The sequence below is a fragment of the Hyphobacterium lacteum genome (assembly GCF_036330345.1).
Lineage (GTDB): Bacteria > Pseudomonadota > Alphaproteobacteria > Caulobacterales > Maricaulaceae > Hyphobacterium > Hyphobacterium lacteum.
This window is the reverse complement of sequence record NZ_JAZDRP010000003.1, coordinates 23,693-41,407: the sequence shown is the minus strand read 5'-3', so window position 1 is coordinate 41,407 and position 17,715 is coordinate 23,693. Positions and strand designations below refer to the sequence as shown.

At 60.3% G+C, this 17,715-nt stretch carries 13 protein-coding genes; 3 read left to right on the top strand and 10 right to left on the bottom strand.

Going from position 1 to position 17,715, the window contains the following annotated elements; genetic code table 11:
- Positions 1-26 precede the first annotated feature (26 nt).
- Both V0U79_RS05020 and V0U79_RS05015 read left to right on the top strand, forming a co-directional pair.
- On the top strand, positions 27-4,232 hold the full coding sequence (locus V0U79_RS05020; RefSeq protein WP_330198383.1) for a VWA domain-containing protein: 4,206 nt from the start codon (positions 27-29) through the stop codon (positions 4,230-4,232).
- A complete protein-coding gene (locus tag V0U79_RS05015) occupies positions 4,229-5,218 on the top strand; it encodes a cytochrome c-type biogenesis protein (protein ID WP_330198382.1) in 990 nt (329 codons plus the stop codon). Before V0U79_RS05020 ends, V0U79_RS05015 begins: the two co-directional genes overlap by 4 nt.
- A gap of 202 nt (positions 5,219-5,420) precedes the next feature.
- Here V0U79_RS05015 and V0U79_RS05010 read toward each other — a convergent pair whose 3' ends face one another.
- Both V0U79_RS05010 and V0U79_RS05005 read right to left on the bottom strand, forming a co-directional pair.
- Entirely contained in the window at positions 5,421-5,927 is a 507-nt protein-coding gene (locus V0U79_RS05010) for a PIN domain-containing protein (RefSeq protein WP_330198381.1), read from the bottom strand.
- Entirely contained in the window at positions 5,924-7,006 is a 1,083-nt protein-coding gene (locus V0U79_RS05005; RefSeq protein ID WP_330198380.1) for a helix-turn-helix domain-containing protein, read from the bottom strand. Before V0U79_RS05005 ends, V0U79_RS05010 begins: the two co-directional genes overlap by 4 nt.
- 99 nt (positions 7,007-7,105) lie before the next feature.
- Between V0U79_RS05005 and V0U79_RS05000 the strand changes: the two genes are divergently transcribed.
- Complete coding sequence (locus tag V0U79_RS05000; protein WP_330198379.1) at positions 7,106-7,330, top strand: DUF2188 domain-containing protein; 225 nt, start codon at positions 7,106-7,108, stop codon at positions 7,328-7,330.
- 106 nt (positions 7,331-7,436) lie between these two features.
- Here V0U79_RS05000 and V0U79_RS04995 read toward each other — a convergent pair whose 3' ends face one another.
- The 8 genes from V0U79_RS04995 to V0U79_RS04960 all read right to left on the bottom strand — a co-directional run bounded on the left by V0U79_RS04995 (position 7,437) and on the right by V0U79_RS04960 (position 17,715).
- Positions 7,437-8,138 carry an IS6 family transposase gene (locus tag V0U79_RS04995; protein ID WP_330198378.1) on the bottom strand — a complete coding sequence of 234 codons (702 nt, stop codon included), beginning with the start codon at positions 8,136-8,138 and terminating at the stop codon, positions 7,437-7,439.
- A gap of 145 nt (positions 8,139-8,283) precedes the next feature.
- Complete coding sequence (locus V0U79_RS04990) at positions 8,284-8,973, bottom strand: carbonic anhydrase (protein ID WP_330198377.1); 690 nt, start codon at positions 8,971-8,973, stop codon at positions 8,284-8,286.
- A 29-nt stretch (positions 8,974-9,002) separates the two neighbouring features.
- Complete coding sequence (locus tag V0U79_RS04985; RefSeq protein ID WP_330198376.1) at positions 9,003-10,202, bottom strand: hypothetical protein; 1,200 nt, start codon at positions 10,200-10,202, stop codon at positions 9,003-9,005.
- Positions 10,203-10,225: 23 nt separating this feature from the next.
- Positions 10,226-11,059 carry a peptidylprolyl isomerase gene (locus tag V0U79_RS04980; RefSeq protein ID WP_330198375.1) on the bottom strand — a complete coding sequence of 278 codons (834 nt, stop codon included), beginning with the start codon at positions 11,057-11,059 and terminating at the stop codon, positions 10,226-10,228.
- A complete protein-coding gene (gene narI, locus V0U79_RS04975; protein ID WP_330198374.1) occupies positions 11,056-11,760 on the bottom strand; it encodes a respiratory nitrate reductase subunit gamma in 705 nt (234 codons plus the stop codon). The genes V0U79_RS04980 and narI overlap by 4 nt, the downstream gene beginning before the upstream one ends.
- Complete coding sequence (narJ, locus tag V0U79_RS04970; RefSeq protein WP_330198373.1) at positions 11,757-12,455, bottom strand: nitrate reductase molybdenum cofactor assembly chaperone; 699 nt, start codon at positions 12,453-12,455, stop codon at positions 11,757-11,759. The genes narI and narJ overlap by 4 nt, the downstream gene beginning before the upstream one ends.
- Complete coding sequence (gene narH, locus V0U79_RS04965) at positions 12,455-13,981, bottom strand: nitrate reductase subunit beta (protein WP_330198372.1); 1,527 nt, start codon at positions 13,979-13,981, stop codon at positions 12,455-12,457. The genes narJ and narH overlap by 1 nt, the downstream gene beginning before the upstream one ends.
- Positions 13,978-17,715: a nitrate reductase subunit alpha gene (locus V0U79_RS04960; RefSeq protein ID WP_330198371.1), complete on the bottom strand. Its 3,738-nt coding sequence runs from the start codon at positions 17,713-17,715 to the stop codon at positions 13,978-13,980. Before V0U79_RS04960 ends, narH begins: the two co-directional genes overlap by 4 nt.

Genomic DNA, 17,715 nt, shown 5'->3' with positions numbered 1-17,715 from the left:
AATCATACTCGCTCCGCATCGCAAAGATGGCGGCCGTTATCGGTATCGCCGTGTTTGCCAGCGCCCATGACACAAAGGATGCGGCACGGATCGGCGAGTTTTCGGGCCATGTCGCCGATCGCGACAAGTGGCACGCCATCTATTACTGCCATGGCAGCACTCTGGATAATTGCCGGGAAAACGAACATGCGTGGCTGGCGCAGACCGCGCTGGATCGCGCGGCGCCCCGCTCGCCATGGAATTTCTCGGCGGACGATGATCTGTTCGTCCTCGACCTCGCGACAGGCTATTTCCGGCCCGAAATTGCCGAACGACCGGGGTCTTCCTGGGATCCCGATGACGTGATGGGTCTTCCCCAGCGTCGCCTGCCGGGTCCTGCCAATTTCGCAGGCGTTCCCGATTTCAGTTACACAATGTATGACTGGATCAACCGCAATACGCACTGTCCGCCGGCACCGGGCGGAGCAATGCCCGCAGGCGTGCCCGGCGATTGTCACAACTACACTTATTGGCAAGGCGGGGGGTTCAACGCCTCCCATTTCGGTTCCCAGGCAACACGTTCCTATCTTCAACTGCATCAGACGGCGTTATCCCTCGCCGCGCGCGCGAGGCTGCTCCGCAGCCGAATTTCCGGGGACCCCGCCAACCTCGAGGCCTATCGCGACGTTATCCGGGAAGCCGAACATGAGGCGCTGGCCTACGAGGCCTATGCTCAGCATTTTCTGCAGGACCGGTGGGCAATGGGGCACATGTTCGAACGCTGGGGTTCTCCGGAATACAACGCCAACGGCATTGGATGGGATCCGACCCGAGCGCTGTTGGCGGGAGGCTTTACAGGCATCATTCACGGCCATCAATCCGTGACCCACGTTCCTGACGCCCTCTCATCGCCGGAAGTCGGGGCAACGGAGACCATCACCAATCTCACGGCGCGGGCGCTAACCTCGTTGAGGCAGGCCGTCGGACTGGTCGACGAAGACTTCGAAGTGCCGGCGGCATCCATCTACATCCCCGTCTGGCGCCACGCGAATGAAGAAGAAACCCATCCCGGTGTCGGCGATTACCGCGCATGGGACATGATGCGTTTGCGTTATGCTGCGAGGCTCGACGTCGCCGGACATCTGCTGGAATACAATTCGGAAACCGCTTTGCCGGTTCAACGTCAACGCCGCGAATTGCTGGCCTGTTCGACCGCAGGCTATCGCGAAGTGATCGCCGCTTTCGGACAAAACTCTGCCGGCTACGGCATCGATGATGTCGCGCTTAGCCCAGCCGCCGGTGAATCGCTTGGCGATCACTGTTTTGACACCTGGGCAACGAATGAATCCATGGTGGCAGGCATGGGGCCCGAATTCATCGCGGCAGGCGGCATCGCCACCCTGTCGCAGGCGTTGGTGCGGATCGGTGTCTACACGGCGGAGTCATCCGGCCAGGGGTCACGAAATGCGCTGCCGCCGGAACTGCGGGGTCTGGTATACACGCGCAATGACACCTTCTCGCTGACGCGCATCTACGTCCAGGCCCGGCTGGCGGCTTACCGCAATGCCAACGGCATTGACCTCGCCCAGGGAGGGATGGGTGCTTTGTCAGGCGTTCCAACCGGCGACACGTATCCGATCGCCAGCTATCTGGAGCCGGGCGATCTGACAACCCTTCCGGATTCCGATCCACGAGGGCGCGATGCGGAGACAATTTTCGGTTTCTACAATCGCTCTCATGCAGACTATTTCTGTCGGCGCTCCGAGGAACTGCTCGACTCACTTCGCGGCTCATCAGAGGACTCCGATCGCGCCACCTGCAGAATAATGGCTCAAAGGCTTTACGAAGAGGCGCGCGGGGACGGCCCGGACGTGGAGGAGTATTCGTCTGTAATACTCAACGGCTCGCGAGAGCGAACCGAACCGCTTTGCCGCCTGGCATCAGAGGGCTGGGCAGCGCCACACTTCGGCGGCGACCGGATCGACATTCTGCACCCCGGTTATGTCCCGTGGGATTTCGCAGCAGACGAATCTCGCTCTTTCGCGATGGATGACGCCCAGCTCTCTTACCAATCCGTCGCGAACTGGTGCGACCGGACGCCGGTAATCGACGCGCGCGACGAAGAAGACCTCCTGGCCGCGAGTGTCGTGGCCGTCATCGAAAACACGCGGGATACTCTGGAAATACGTGGGCGGCATTTCGGAGACAGCACGGGGCATCTGGCGATCGGCTTGACGCCCGATTCCGCCATCCCGCTCACAGAAATTCTGTCCTGGTCAGACACCCGCATCCGGTTTCGTGTGGAAGCGGAATTCGACCAGCTGGCCTTCCGGGAATCGGCAATAAGCACCGGGGGTTTCAGCGACAGTCATGTATTCATTACGCGCGCCGGCGACGCGGCTGACGACCCCGGACAGCTCAGTGCCGGACGGTTCGTGATCCGGCGGGAAGTCAGGCCACCGCGTCTGACGCGGGTAGAAGTTACCGCGCATGGCGAGGATCAGCCGGTCTACTTCACAACATTGCCCGAACCACCCTCCCGCCTGGACGAAGAAGCCGGCTGGCTGTTCGAGCCCACCGAGGAGAATGCTTCCGGAGACGCGGAGACAGCCTTCCGGCCCGTGCAACCGGGCGCACGGCTGACAATTGAGCTTACCTTTGATGAAGATATCGATCGGGATGCTGAAGGTCAGATCATTAGCCTTGGCGGCGAGCCTCTGGAAGGCCGTTGGACCAGCCGCCGCCGTTGGCGCGGCGAGCGCGTGATCGCGGACGGGGATGCCTTTGATGCCCTTCGTGGCCCGCAAACCCTCGAGGTTTATGTCCAGTCTGAGCGCGGCGCTTGGACCGACGGGGATCCCGAGAGCCCCGGGTCTGAGCCGGACCGTGAAACCGTCCTGTTGTATGACCGTATTCCGGTGGTCCTGGAATCCATCGAGGTTCGCGCCGACGGCCAGAACATCTATGGCGCGGAATGGACCAGCGGACCCGATTATGAAGGGGTACGCAATCTCACGTTGGGAACGCTGGACTATGAGTCACGAATTCTGGACATAACGGAAGCCCGCGCTGTGCCGGCCAGCGGTACCGGCCGGATGCGTCTGGAATTTTCCATGCCACTGGACGACGCTCCGACAATTCGCGTCGGCGGATCAAACGCCACGGTTAGCGGCGAGGGGCGCCGCTGGCGCGCGCAGTTCGACGTGGAGGAAGCAGCATCGCTGCAGGACTCCAACGGCGACATCCAGATTACAGTGGGCCTGACCGGTCAGGCCCTCGATGCCGATCCGGCCACGCCGGCTGCCATTGCCCCGCCAGATCAGTGGTCGAACGGAACGTATTGGGCGGATCTGGACCAGCGCCGCGGTGGGCCTGCAGGCACCGATGGCGGGGAAGACGTTTGGCATCGGCTCGGCGAACCGCCTGCGCTTTCGCTTCTGGTGATTCTCGATGCATCAGGCTCGATGCGCGAGAATGACCGCATGACGAACGCACGGGCCGGCATCAACCAGACATTCGAATCGCTGCCGCCAAACCAGGTCATCGAATTTGCCGCCGTGGCCTTCCAAAATTGCGGGTCCTTCACCACGCGAACATTTACCCGGGACGCGGAAGCGATCCGCAGCTTCCTGACCTCGATTGAACCGGGACAAGGTACGCCTCTCGCGGTCGCGCATGATCAGGCGCGCGCCATTTTCCTGTCTCAGGCTGATCCTCGCGCCGCCGAATGGCGCTATGCGAGCTTTACCGATGGCGCTGAAACCTGTGACGGCAATGTCGCCAGTTCGATCCGAAATCTCGAAGCGGTATTGAGCCGCCACCGGGCACCGGATCGGTCGCCACCCGAGCCAAATGTTGCGCCGGCTCCGGAACGCGCATTCGATTGCAGGGCAACGACCGGACAGGGTTATTCGGTCGAGGTCACCGATGGCGGCCGACATCTCGACCGCATCACGCTGGTGGAACATACCTATCTCGAACGCGCCCTGCCGGACGGACGCTGCATCGCTTCGTTCGAGACCCGCGAATACGGCGTCTACTACGGGCGCACGCGAAGCTCGGGCTTGCGTTGGGGGATCAACAGCCAACCCAGCGACACCCGGACATTGATCGGGCGCAGTTCACGTGGCGAAGCTGACCTCCTGCGGGTGCGGGGTATCGCAGACGCGGCCGGCGCAGGGCTCGTGGATCTGCCCACCGCGCGGCGCGAAATAGAGCGGGCCGTCCAGGCGGCAGAGCCGGAGGAAGGATGATGCGGTTCCTGTTGTCAGTCCTTGCGGCTATGCTCCTGCTTTCCGCCTCCACGGCGGCACAGCAAAGGCTGGTTGCTGGCGAGGTCACAACTCTTCGGCTGGACGACGCAGGCGAAGCGCTGGTCCGGATCGACCTCGATCATGCAGCTGCAGTCGAGCTTCCCGTCTTCGCTGGCCCGGAGACGGTGCAGGCGGTCTTCATCACCCCCAACGGCGACACCGGCATCGCTCCGGCTCAAACGCTGGTCCTGCCCGCCGGCCGTCACCAGCTCGCCGTCTCCGGTGGACCCGCTGGCGAAGGCGAAACCGTGATCCAGGTCCGCCCGCATTTCCTGCCGCCGAATGACGCTTTTGAACCCAATGACACCCCCGAAACGGCGCGAGAGGTCGAGCTGCCCTTTCACCAGGTTGTGCGCCTGTCGCATGGCGACTGGGACTGGTTTCAGGTCGATCCCGGCAGGCGCGGAATTCTGGGTGTTCATCTTCTGGCCAACCGCGGTGGTCACTATGGCCCCCAGATCCGCGTTGTCGATGCGGATGGCGTTGAGCTTTACCTTAGTCCGACGGATCAAGGTGGCTGGAACGGCATGCGCTATGTCCGCGTGGACAGCGGGCCTGTCTTTGTCGGGGTTACCGATTCCTCACCCTGGGCCGATCAACAGCCCGACGGCTTCAAGGCGCTGGAAATCGTGCGGATCGAACCGATGACCAGCAGTTCGGGCCGGCTGATTACGCTGAGTCTCGAAACCGACGACCCGTCCTTTTTTCAGCTGGGTCTGGTCGGCGACGCTCTGGGAATGGACGTGCGGGCCGCCGATGAGGCTGATCGCGTTGCCACCGAGCTTGCACAGGTCGTTCGCGGCGAAGGGTTTCGGTCGGACGGTCGTAACTGGATTATCTGGCTGATCCCGGCATTGGCGCTCGCAAGCGCCATTGCCGGCGGTGTTATCATCCTCCGGAAAAGGCGGCGGGCAAAGTCGGATTGAAGCAAAGCATCACGCGGCCAGACCGGCTCCACTTGATGCCGCCGTCAGAAGAAATTTCATTTGGTTAAATCGGGGTGAGTGGCGGAGAGAGAGGGAAGGGAAGCTCAAGACCAGTATCCTTGTAACATATTGAAATTGTTGCATAGAGATCAGAAGGGTCAAAGGAAATTGGAACAGTCGATTGTAGCAATGTTGGAACAGGTTATCCCCTCAGCCGTTCGAGACGCCTTCTGATTTCCGCCGCTGGCAGAAAAACCGAACCGTCATCCCTCCACAGCTCCAGCGCGACTATCAGATCATCCGATCCGCAAATACCGAGGCGGTGGAGCTCGTCGACAACCCACAGCACGCCGTGCACGTCTACCGCACTAGCTTCGGCAGCAGTCCTAAGTAACCGGTCCCCGGTCAGTAGGACCCGGTCGTCAAACTGCTCCGCGGTAGCGAGGCAGAATGCATCGTTCGCCGAAAGCCGACGATATAGCTGCCTGATCTCAAGAGCGCGGCGAACCCCATCGGCAGGCAGGTCGATAGTTGTGAGGCCCGCATCGTCAAGCAACGCCCATTCGAGCTCCGTAAAATCGAGTAGCTCACTTTCACGAACTGTCAGCGGTATCACCAGGTCAAAGGGGAGCCGTACGAAAGCCGCAAGGAGCCGCCCCTTCTTAAGGTCAATAAGGCAGGAAGCATCGTTGACGATGATGCAAGTCACTGATCTGCCGGCCCCCGAATTTCTCGCTCAACATGATCTACTGAGCACTTCAGAAATTGGGCGGCTCTGGACGGCGAAATGAGTTTCTCACCCAGGGCCCGCCATACGAGGTCCTGAAACCGCCCAGGGCGCTCAAACGCACCAAACCCTTGCCCTTCTTCAATTGGCTCGGGCTCATCGGTCCGCCATCTTCGAGCATAGGTCCGGAAGGCATGCTCTACGACGCCCTGCGGCAACAATCCGGTATCGCGGAGACGGATTAGCATCGCCGCTGCGGATATCCCGTAGGAGCGCTTCAGCCCGATTATCTCGTGATAGGTGATGCCGTGACGGCGATCACCGACCTCCTGTCGGAGATGATCGGCAGGAACAAGAAAGGCCGCCGCAAAACGATGCATGGCCTTTTCGTAGTCGATGGTGCCCGCTCGACAACCAAGGACAACGCGGTGACCGAGTTCATGCGCCAAATTAAAGCGCACACGCTCCACAGTGGTATGTAACGACACGACAATGGCCTCCGCTGGCGGATGCTCCTCTCCCCGCATTATCCTGCAGGTTAGACCATCAAACCGCGGCGGCAGGTCTTCGCGCACTACCTTTATTCCGCGCTCCTCCAGCAGTTCGGTAACGCTCGGAATTGGATTGTTGCCTAGCCTCCACGCTTTTCGAAGATCAGCGGCGGCACCTTCGGCCTCATCAAAGGAACCGATTTCATCAAATCGAACCCCTCCAAACGGATCGTTGTTCGGCTGCAGATCGAGCACGTCCTCAATGGTGAGATAATCCTCTAGAGCCTCTACGAGTAACGCTTCCGCTCTCGCCCGGTCTTTCGCCGAGGTCCCAGAATGTTTCCTGAATTCCACGGCCTCTAGCGCGTGCACTTGGCTCCCCATCAGGAAGTCCAACGAGACGCCCAAACTCTTGCCCAAGCCGATCAACACCGAAGACGAGGGCATCATCTCGCCGCGCTCATACTTGCTGATCGCCTGGGCGCTGATCTTCGGCGACACGATTGCCGCCAGATCACGCATCGACAGCCCGGCCTTTTTTCGGGCCAACCTCAGTCTATCTCCGAGCATCGCTTCCCCTTCCGCGCTGGTTTACAAACGCTATTTTTATGATATTTTGTCTACCATGTGTTGACATAAAGTCAATGCAAAAGAGCAATGGATTGCGTCATGCCCAAGAAAAATCAGCATGTTGTTCCGCATGAAGGCGGTTGGGCCGTCAAAGGAGCCGGAAACAACAAAGTAACTTCTGTCCACTCCACTCAGGCGGCCGCGATCAAGTCGGCAACCGGGATTGCCAAGAACCAAGGAAGCGAAATGCTGATCCACGGGCGTAATGGGCAAATCCGGGAACGCAACACCTACGGTAAGGACCCGTATCCGCCGAAGGGCTAACCTCACCACTGCGTGCTGCCTACGTAGAAGCCGGACTATTCGCGCCATTCAACTGGTGCTGTCAGACGAAAGCGAAGCGGTCTCAGTTTTCTAGCACAAGCGGACTTCAGGCTGCCAGATCCCGCCATTCATCCAGCGCGATTTGCCGGTTCTCCTTGAACCGGTCGCGGTGGTTGAGGTGTCGTTCGAGATTGAAGTGGTTGTGGACCGAACAATGGACGGCGGCGAACTTCTGGAGACTTCGCATTCGTCGAAACCGAAGCATGGCTCGTTCCCGTCTTCGTAACGGCAAGTGGCTGTTCTCGGCCCGATTGTTGAGCCACCTCCCGACGTCCTGTCTGTCCTCATTGCCGATGACCTTCATCGCAGCTTTGTAAGACCGCAGCCGGTCCGTCACGATCGCCTTTGGCTGACCATATCGCTTCATCGCCTTGCGCAGAAAATTCAATGCTGCATGGCGATCACGGCGCTTTGTCACATAGGCTTCCAGGACCTCACCCTCGTGATCAACTGCCCGCCAGAGATAGTGTGTGATCCCATTAATTTTCACGAAAACTTCGTCCAGATGCCATTGCCACTGGGGCCAGGCGCGTAGCCGGTCGGCGCGCCTTTTCCGGATCTCCGCAGCGAACATCGGGCCGAACCGGTTCCACCAGAAGCGCACCGTCTCATGATTCAAGTCGACTCCACGCTTGTGGAGCAGATCCTCGACATTCCGCAGCGACAGCGGAAAGCGCACATACATCATCACCGCCAGTCGGATGACTTCCGGCGATGTCTTGAAATAGCGAAAGGGGTTCTTGTTCATGCCGGTATTTCACCGGCAAACCGATAACGGGGCGTTTAATCTGACAGGACCCCACAAGAGACTAACCCGCGGAACTTCGCGGGTATTTCCGATCAGGGAATATCTCTGTTGATGAGACGGGGGTGAGTGGCGGTGGAAGGGAAACTTAGTTCGAACTCGCATGACGGCAGGCATTGCTGCATTCGTGAGCTTCGGCTCCAAGCCAGACTGATAGACGGTCGGGGAATTGCCGCGAGACCTGGCGGCGATTGCGCACTGTGATGCCGAGATTGCGGATCAGGCCATTGCCAATGCCATAGATCCAGCCATGGATGGCCAGATCCTGCCCGGCAGACCAGGCATCATGGACGATCGGGTTACACGCTACTGATCGCACCTGCGCGGCGACATTCGCCTCGCATAACGCATCCAGGCGCTTCGCCGGATCATTGATCCGCAACAAATGCGGTGCCATCTCGTCGGACACGTCCCGGATCGGCTGCAGCCAGTGATCGATCAGTCCATGACGATCCCCGGACATGGCCGCCGCCACGCCGCCGCAGCCATAATGCCCGCAGACAATGATATGCTTCACCTTCAGATATTCGACCGCGAACTGAAGGACCGAAAGGAAGTTCGCATCCTGCGCAGGTGCCAGATTGGCCACATTGCGGTGGACGAACAATTCGCCCGGATCGAGCCCCACAATGTCATTGGCAGGGACCCGGCTATCCGAGCATCCGACCCACAGATAATCCGGGTGTTGCTGGCGCGAGAGCCGCTGGAAAAAGTCCGGATCATTCCGGGTCTTGGTTTCAGCCCACTCCAGATTGTTTTCCAGAAGATCCTCGATCATGGCGTTCCCGGCTGGCCAGCCTCCTCTTCTCAGCGCGTGAAGGTCAACGCAATCCAGAACTTGTTGCGGTCCGCCGGACCTCCGGCAGGACCGTCATAGAATGCGCCCTTCAATTGCAGGACGACATCATCGTTGAGCCGGCTGGTCGCCACGACATCGAATTCCGAACCCAGCGATCCGCCACCATTCTCAGCTTCGAAATCATGGTAGAAGGCGCCAAGCGACAAACTTCGGCCGAAGGGCGGTTCGCTGACATTCCAGCCTCCGCGGACATAGATGTCGCGCAACCCGCTGGCCGGTGTGACCAGGAAGACATCCGCCCAGCCTTGGAAAGCGTGAAGCGTGGCCAGCGGTGTTGTAAAACCGCGGCTGCCATCGCCTTCAAGATTCTCGATTCCCAGACCTGCCGACCAGCCATTATGGGCAATATTGGCATTGGCGCGGAACAGGCCGAGATCAACGCTCAGCGGATTGTTTCCGTAATCGGTCTGGTGGGCATATTCCAGCGCATAGGTGAAGGTGGGCGATCCCTCCTGCGCGATCTGTCCCTGCCAGCGCACGCCATAGATGGCGGTCGACAATACCATCGCATCCTGATTGTCGATCAGATAGGCAAAGCCGGACAATTGCCCCGCCGGTGCGGTGTAATCGGCGGTCAGGACATGCCCATCGAGATCCCAGTCACCGGCGGGATGATCATCACCGAAGATCCGGTGAACCCGGTCCAGATAAAGATAATTGACAGTCAGATTCTCGACCTGTTGCAGCGTCGCCCGGAAAGCATCGAACGTCTGCTCATTCTGGCGGAAACCGACATTCCCCAGATAGCGCGCATCGCCCAGGATCACGCGCTGCCGGCCCAGCGTCAGCGTGGTGCCTTCAAAACCCGAATAGGCGATCTGGACCCGGTTCAGCTCGGTCGCTTCAGGGTCCGCGACCACCGGATACGCCGCATTCCCGTTCGTGGTCGAATTGAAATCACCCAGAAGGTGCGAGACATTCTCGCCTTCGATCAGAAAGCGGAAATCATGATCCGGCCCGCTATCAATCCCGAACCGTGTGCGCAGAGTCAGGGCCTGGGCCGTTTCGGCCAACCCGTCCTGATCCACCATTTCGGACCGCAAACGCGCATCCAGAATGAATTCCGGGTCGGCCTGTGCCGGCGCGGTCCAGATCGCGGTCAGCGCCAGCACGGCACATCCAGTCCAGTGGGCAGTCATGTTTCTCATCCTCGTCTCCTCGCACAGGACCGCTATTGAACCAGCGGCGATGACGCGCCTTTCAGATCCACACCGGTGATGCTGGCCTCGCCGATCACCAGCGAAATGAATTGCGATACGGCGCGCCGCCAGCTGGCATCACGCAGAAATTCCTCGACCAGCGGCCGTGCCGTTTCGAAGTCCGGCACTGCGCCTTCGGCCACATGATCCAGGCGGATGATGTGAAACCCGTAGGGCGTCTCCACCGGTACAGAACTGATCTCGCCGGGAAGCATCGCGCGGATCGCGGCCTCGAATAACGGCGTGGTCTGCCCGTCCGAAATCTGCCCCAGCCGCCCGTCCTCGCTGGCCGAGGGGCAATCGGACTGGTCCCTGGCCATGCGTCCGAACTGATCCGGCTTGTCTTTCAACGCCGCGATCAGAGCCTCTGCTTCCTTGCGGGCGCGCATATAGGCCAGGGCATCCCGCTTGTCGGCCTGCAGCAAGATGTGAGACGCCTCGAACAGGTCCGGAGACCGGAACCGTTTGCGATTCTGCTCGAAGTAGCGGCGGCTGGACTCTTCATCTGGCTCTGGCACGGAAACTTCAGCCTCCAGCAATTGCCGGATCAATGCATCGTCTTCCGGCTCGCTACGCCCTGTTCCGTCCTTGACCGGCTGCGGTGTCAGACCGATGGCCCGGGCCTTTTGCAAAAGCGCCTCGCGGATCACCAGCGCTTCTGCTGCTTGCGCCCAGGCTTTCTCCGGCCGGTCGGCCGTGTGGTTCTGGGCTTCGGACGCGATGGCCTCGGCCGGAATGGTCTCGCCATTCACGGTGACGGGAACCGGCTTTTCAGGCGTGTTCGAAATCAGGGAGGCGGTGCTCATTTCGCGCTCCCCTTCGGCACGCGGCGACGCACGATCTGATATCCGCTGCGGAACACATAGCGGACCGGGGCCGAGAACATGTGCACCAGCCTTGTGAACGGGAAGACGAGGAAGATCGTCAGCCCCAGGAAGATGTGCAGTTTGAAGACCCAGTGAGCGTGCGCGATGTGTTGTGCCGCATCGGCCCGGAAGGTGAAGATGCCCTGCGCCCAGCTCATGAAAGTCACCATTTCATGGCCATCGAGATGGTTCATGGAAACGGCGATCGTGCCGAGGCCCAGCACCAGCTGAGCATAGAGCAGCAGCAATATGGCCATGTCGGCGAAGCTGGTGGTTGAACGGATACGGGCATCGAACAGGCGGCGATGCAAAAGCAGGCTGGCACCGATCAGCGCCAGAACGCCGGCAACACCGCCAGCGATAATGGCCAGCAATTGCTTGGCACCATGGCTGATGCCCAGCGCGTCAAACACGGCGATCGGCGTCAGCAAACCGACAAGGTGGCCAAAGAAAATCACCAGCACACCGAGATGGAAGAGAACCGATCCCAGCACCAGCTGACGCCGGCGCAAGAGCTGGCTCGAGCCCGCCCGCCAGGTATAGGGCTCGCGGTCGTAGCGGATGATCGATCCGATCGCGAGAACCGACAGGCAGATATAGGGATAGATCCCGAACAGTGCGGTATGGAGGAAGTCGATCATCCTGGTTCTCCATTGCCAGAGTGTTGGGGTGGGGGCGGCGCCATGTCCGCCAGCATGTCTTTGGCGACCGGGCATCCGGCATTGGGGTCGGGGCCGAAAACGACCTGTTCTTCTTCCCAGGCCTTGTCGAGCGCTTCGAGGCTCTGGTCCTCGGAAGCCGGCGTCTCTACGGAGGCATCCAGCGCGGCATTGCGGTCAGCGAGGCTGCCAAGCGCCCGGAAGACGCTGGCATAGATGCTGTCTCTTTTGCTCAGCCGGTCGGCCAGGGCATCGGTCACATGAACCGCTTCGCCCAGAAGGGCGCGGGCTTCGTCCAGCGCCTGTGTCGAAAGGAACTCCAGAAAGAGCGGCAGGAAATCCGGCAATTCATTGGCGGCCGGTTCCAGACCGTGGGCTTCGTAGAGCGCCTTGAGATCAACCATGGCCTGGCCGCGATCCCGGCTTTCGCCGTGAACATGCTCGAACAGGTGCAACGACAGTGATCGCGACCGGTCGAACAATTGCACATAGCGCTCCTGCAGATCATAGAGATCACGCTCGGCCAGCTGGTCTGCCAGTTTTTCCAACACCCGGATCTGGCGATCCGGTATCAGCGCCTCTTCTGCCAGCGCCGGACCGAATTCCGGGGCAGCTGCGGCGATCTCCTGTGTCGGATAATTGAGCAGGGCCGCCAGAACCTTGAATGTCCGTGTCATCAGCTTCTCTCCATCGGGGTGACCTGGGCACGCCGGCGGGGCCCGCCGAACAGCGAGGTCTTGCTGGAACCGTCCGAACAGCCATTGCCGAAACTGAACCCGCATTCGCCGCGGATATCGAAGGCCTCTTCGGCCTCTTCACGGTGGGAGGTCGGGATCACGAAACGGTCTTCATAGTTCGCGATCGCCATGATCTGGTACATGTCCTCGATCAGGGCCTGATCGAGCCCGACAGCCTCGGCAATCGAAGGGTCGACCACCCCGTCCACTGTCTTGGCGCGCATATAGGCCCGCATCGCCAGCATCCGCTCCAGCGCCAGCGCCACCGGCGCTTCATCACCCGCTGTCAGCAGATTGGCGAGATAGCGCAACGGGATACGCAGCGAGCGTACATCGGGCATGCCATTGTCGGTTTCGATGGCACCGGTCTCGGCCGCATTCTTGATCGGCGAGAGCGGCGGCACATACCAGACCATGGGCAGGGTCCGGTATTCCGGGTGCAGCGGGAATGCCACTTTCCAGTCAATCGCCATCTTGTAGACCGGCGATTGCTTGGCCGCCTCGATCCAAGCCTCGGGCACGCCATCCTTGCGCGCCTGTTCCTGAACTTCGGGGTCGTTCGGATCCAGGAAGATGTCGAGCTGGGCCTGATACAGATCCTGCTCGTTCTCGGCAGAGGCCGCTTCCTCGATCCGGTCGGCATCATAGAGCATAACGCCGAGATAGCGGATGCGGCCGACACAGGTTTCCGAGCAAACGGTCGGCTGACCGACTTCGATGCGCGGATAGCAGAAGGTGCATTTCTCGGATTTGCCGCTGGCCCAGTTGAAATAGATTTTCTTGTACGGGCAGCCGGACACACACATCCGCCAGCCGCGGCATTTCTCCTGGTCGATCAGGACAATCCCATCCTCATCCCGCTTGTAGATCGCGCCGGACGGACAGGCTGCTGCACAGGTCGGGTTTAGGCAGTGCTCGCAAAGACGCGGCAGATACATCATGAACGTGTTTTCGAACTGGCCGTAAATCTCCTTCTGGACACCCTCGAAATTGTAGTCTTCCGAGCGCTTGGAGAATTCACCGCCCAGGATCTCTTCCCAGTTCGGACCCCATTCGATCTTTTCCATCCGTTCGCCGGAAATCAGCGATCGCGGACGTGCCGTGGGGAAGGCCTTTGATTCCGGCGCGCTTTGCAAATGCCCGTAATCGAAGGTGAAGGGCTCGTAGTAATCATCAATCTGCGGCAGGTCCGGATTGGCGAAAATCTTCGCCAGAATCCGCCATTTCGACCCCATTTTCGGGTGAAGGCTGCCATTCTTCGAGCGCGTCCAGCCGCCATTCCAGCGGCCCTGGTTTTCCCAGTCCTTCGGATAGCCGACGCCGGGCTTTGTCTCGACATTGTTGAACCAAGCGTATTCAACGCCTTCACGGCTGGTCCACACATTCTTGCACGTCACCGAGCAGGTGTGGCAGCCAATGCATTTGTCGAGGTTCAGGACTTTTCCGATTTGTGCGCGGATCTTCATTCTGCCGCCTCCATTGCATCGGCAGCCGGCCCTTCAAGCCAGTCGACCTTGTCCATCTTGCGGACGATCACGAACTCATCGCGGTTCGAACCGACCGTGCCGTAATAGTTGAAGCCATAGGATTGCTGGGCGTAGCCGCCGATCATGTGCGTCGGCTTCAGCGTCGCCCGGGTCACCGAATTGTGGATGCCGCCGCGTTGTCCGGTCAGTTCCGAACCCGGCACATTCACGATCTTTTCCTGGGCGTGATACATGAATAGCGTGCCCGGCTTGATCCGCTGGGACACCACGGCCCGCGCCACCAGGGCACCGTTCGTATTGTAAGCCTCGACCCAGTCATTATCGACAATGCCGGCAGCTTTCGCGTCATCCTCGGACAACCACACAATCGGGCCGCCCCGCGACAGAGTCAGCATCAGCAGGTTGTCGGTATAGGTGGAGTGGATGCCCCATTTCTGGTGCGGCGTGATGAAGTTCAGCACGACCTGCTGATTGCCATTCGGCTTGGAGTTGATGACCGGAGCCACCGTCGCCGTATCAATCGGCGGCCGGTAGACACACAGCCCCTCCCCGAAGGCCAGCATCCATTTGTGATCCTGATAGAGCTGTTGTCGCCCGGTCAGGGTTCGCCAGGGAATACGCTCATGCACATTCGTATAGCCGGCATTGTAACAGACCTTCTCGCTCTCCAGCCCTGACCAGGTCGGCGACGAAATGATCTTGCGTGGCTGGGCTACAACGTCGCGGAAACGGATCTTCTCGTCTTCCTTGGGCAAGGCCAGATGGGTGTGATCGCGGCCGGTATTCTTCGACAGCGCATCCCACGCCTTGACCGCCACTTCGCCATTCGTCTCCGGCGCCAGCATCAGGATCGTCTCGGCGGCATCGATGGCGGTTTCGATCTTCGGACGGCCTTTCGAGACCCCCTCTTCCAGCACCACACCATTCAGTGCGGCCAAATTCTGAACCTCATGGTCGGTATTCCAGCTGATGCCCTTACCGCCATTGCCCAGCGTATTCATCAGCGGGCCGAGCGAGGTGAATTTGCGATAGAGGTCGGCATAATTCCGCTTCACCACGGCAATATTCGGCATGGTCTTGCCGGGCAACGCTTCGGTCTCGCCCTTGCGCCAGTCCTTCACATCAAAGGGCTGGGCAATCTCGCCCGGCGTGTCATGCAGGATCGGCGTCAGGACAATATCGGTTTCCTCGCCCAATTCCTCGGGCGCGATATCCGACAGCTTCCTCGCCAGCCCCTTGAAGATGTCCCAATCGCTGCGCGCTTCCCAGGCCGGGTCCACAGCCGCCGTCAGCGGGTGGATGAAAGGGTGCATGTCCGATGTGTTGAGGTCGTTCTTCTCGTACCAGGTGGCGGTCGGCAGAACGATGTCGGAATAGACACACGTTGTCGACATGCGGAAATCGATGGTCACCAGAAGGTCCAGCTTTCCCTCCGGCGCCTCATCATGCCAGTCGACCTCGGACGGACGATGGTCAGCATCAGCTTCCTCGCTCATCACGCCGTTTGCCGCGCCGACCAGGTGCTTCAGGAAATATTCGTGCCCCTTGCCCGATGAGCCCAGCAGGTTGGAGCGCCAGACGAACAGATTGCGCGGCCAGTTGGACGGATTGTCCGGATCCTCGCAGGACATGCGCAGATCGCCATTGGTCAGGCTTTCCACGACAAAATCCTTGGGGTCCTTGCCCGCCGCTTCTGCCGCCTTCGCAATCTCGAACGGATTGGTTTGCAGCTGGGGCGCGGAAGGCAGCCAGCCCATGCGCTCGGCGCGGACATTCCAGTCGATCATCGCCCCCGACCAGTCACCTTCCGGCGCTGTGGGCGAAACAATCTCGGCCACATCCAGCGTTTCATAGCGCCACTGGTCTGTGTGCGCATACCAGCAGGAGGTCGAGTTCTGGTGACGCGGCGGCCGGTTCCAGTCGAGCGCAAAGGCCAGAGGCTGCCAACCGGTTTGCGGGCGCAGTTTTTCCTGGCCGACATAGTGCGCCCAGCCACCACCGGACTGGCCGATACACCCGCACATCACCAGGAGATTGATGATGCCGCGATAATTCATGTCCATGTGGTACCAGTGGTTCAGACCGGCCCCGAGAATGACCATGGACTTGCCCTCGGTCTTCTCGGCATTGGTGGCGAAGGCTCGCGCCGTGGAGATAATTTTCTGACGGTCAACACCCGTGATCTGCTCGGCCCAGGCCGGCGTGTAGGGCTCGACCTCGTCATAGCTCTGGGCCAGATGCTTACCGCCCAGACCCCGGTCGAGGCCGTAATTGGCGCACAGAAGGTCGAACACGGTCACAACCAGCGCTTCGCCATCAGCCAGCTTCACGCGGCGGGCGGGTAGTTTGCGGCTCAGCAGATCCGGATGATCTGTGCCGGCAAAATGGTCGTGATGCTTGTTGCCGAAATACGGGAAGGCGACATCCACCGCCTCGTCATGGCGATCGTCCAGGATGAAGGAGAGCTCCAGCTCGACCTCATCTCCCTTGCCGTCCTTCTGCTCGAGATTCCACTTGCCGCTTTCGCCCCAGCGGAATCCGACCGAGCCTTGCGGCGCCACATAGCGGCCGCTCTTGCGGTCATAGGCGATTGTCTTCCATTCCGGATTATTGTCTTCGCCCAGCGCATCATCGAAATCCGACGCGCGCAGCAGCCGGCCCGGTACCAGACGCCCGTCCTTTTCTTCCAGACGGACAAGGTTGGGCATGTCGGTATTTTCACGCGCATAACGCTCGAAATACGGGGCCTGCCGGTCAAGATGGTATTCGCGCAGGATCACATGACCCATTGCCATGGCCAGCGCGGTATCCGTGCCCTGTTTCGGGTTGAGCCAGATATCGCCGAATTTGGCGGCTTCCGAATAATCCGGGCAGATCACCGCGCTCTTGGTGCCGCGATAGCGCGCCTCGGTATAGAAATGCGCGTCCGGCGTGCGGGTTTGCGGGACATTCGAGCCCCAGATCAGCAGGAAGCCGGCATTATACCAGTCCGCCGATTCCGGAACATCGGTCTGCTCGCCCCAAGTCTGCGGGCTGGCCGGCGGCAGATCGCAATACCAGTCATAGAAGGACATGCAGACCCCGCCCAGCAGCGACAGATAGCGCGAGCCGGCAGCGTAGGAGACCATCGACATCGCCGGGATGGGCGAGAAGCCGAATACCCGGTCCGGCCCGAATTCCTTTGCCGTATAAGCGTTGGCCGCGGCGATGATCTCGTTCACCTCGTCCCAGGCGGCCCGTACAAATCCGCCTGATCCGCGCTTGGAAACATAGGACGCCCGGACCTTCGGGTCAGACTGGATCGACCGCCAGGCGGCCATCGGTGCCATCGTCTCGCGTGCCTTGCGCCAAGCCTTCAATAGGCGCGAACGGATCAGCGGGTATTTCAGGCGATTGCCCGAATACATGTACCAGGAATAGCTGGCGCCCCGGGAACAGCCGCGCGGCTCGTGATTGGGCAGGTCGGGCCGGGTCCGCGGATAATCTGTCTGCTGCGTTTCCCAGGTCACCAGACCGCCCTTGACGTAGATTTTCCAGCTGCACGAACCGGTGCAATTCACGCCATGGGTGGAGCGCACGACTTTGTCGTGCTGCCAGCGTTTGCGATAGGAATCCTCCCACTTCCGGTCCTCGGTCGTCGTGATGCCGTGGCCGTCGGAGAACGTCTCGGTCTTGCGCGTGAAGAAGGTCAGTCGATCAAGAAGATGGCTCAT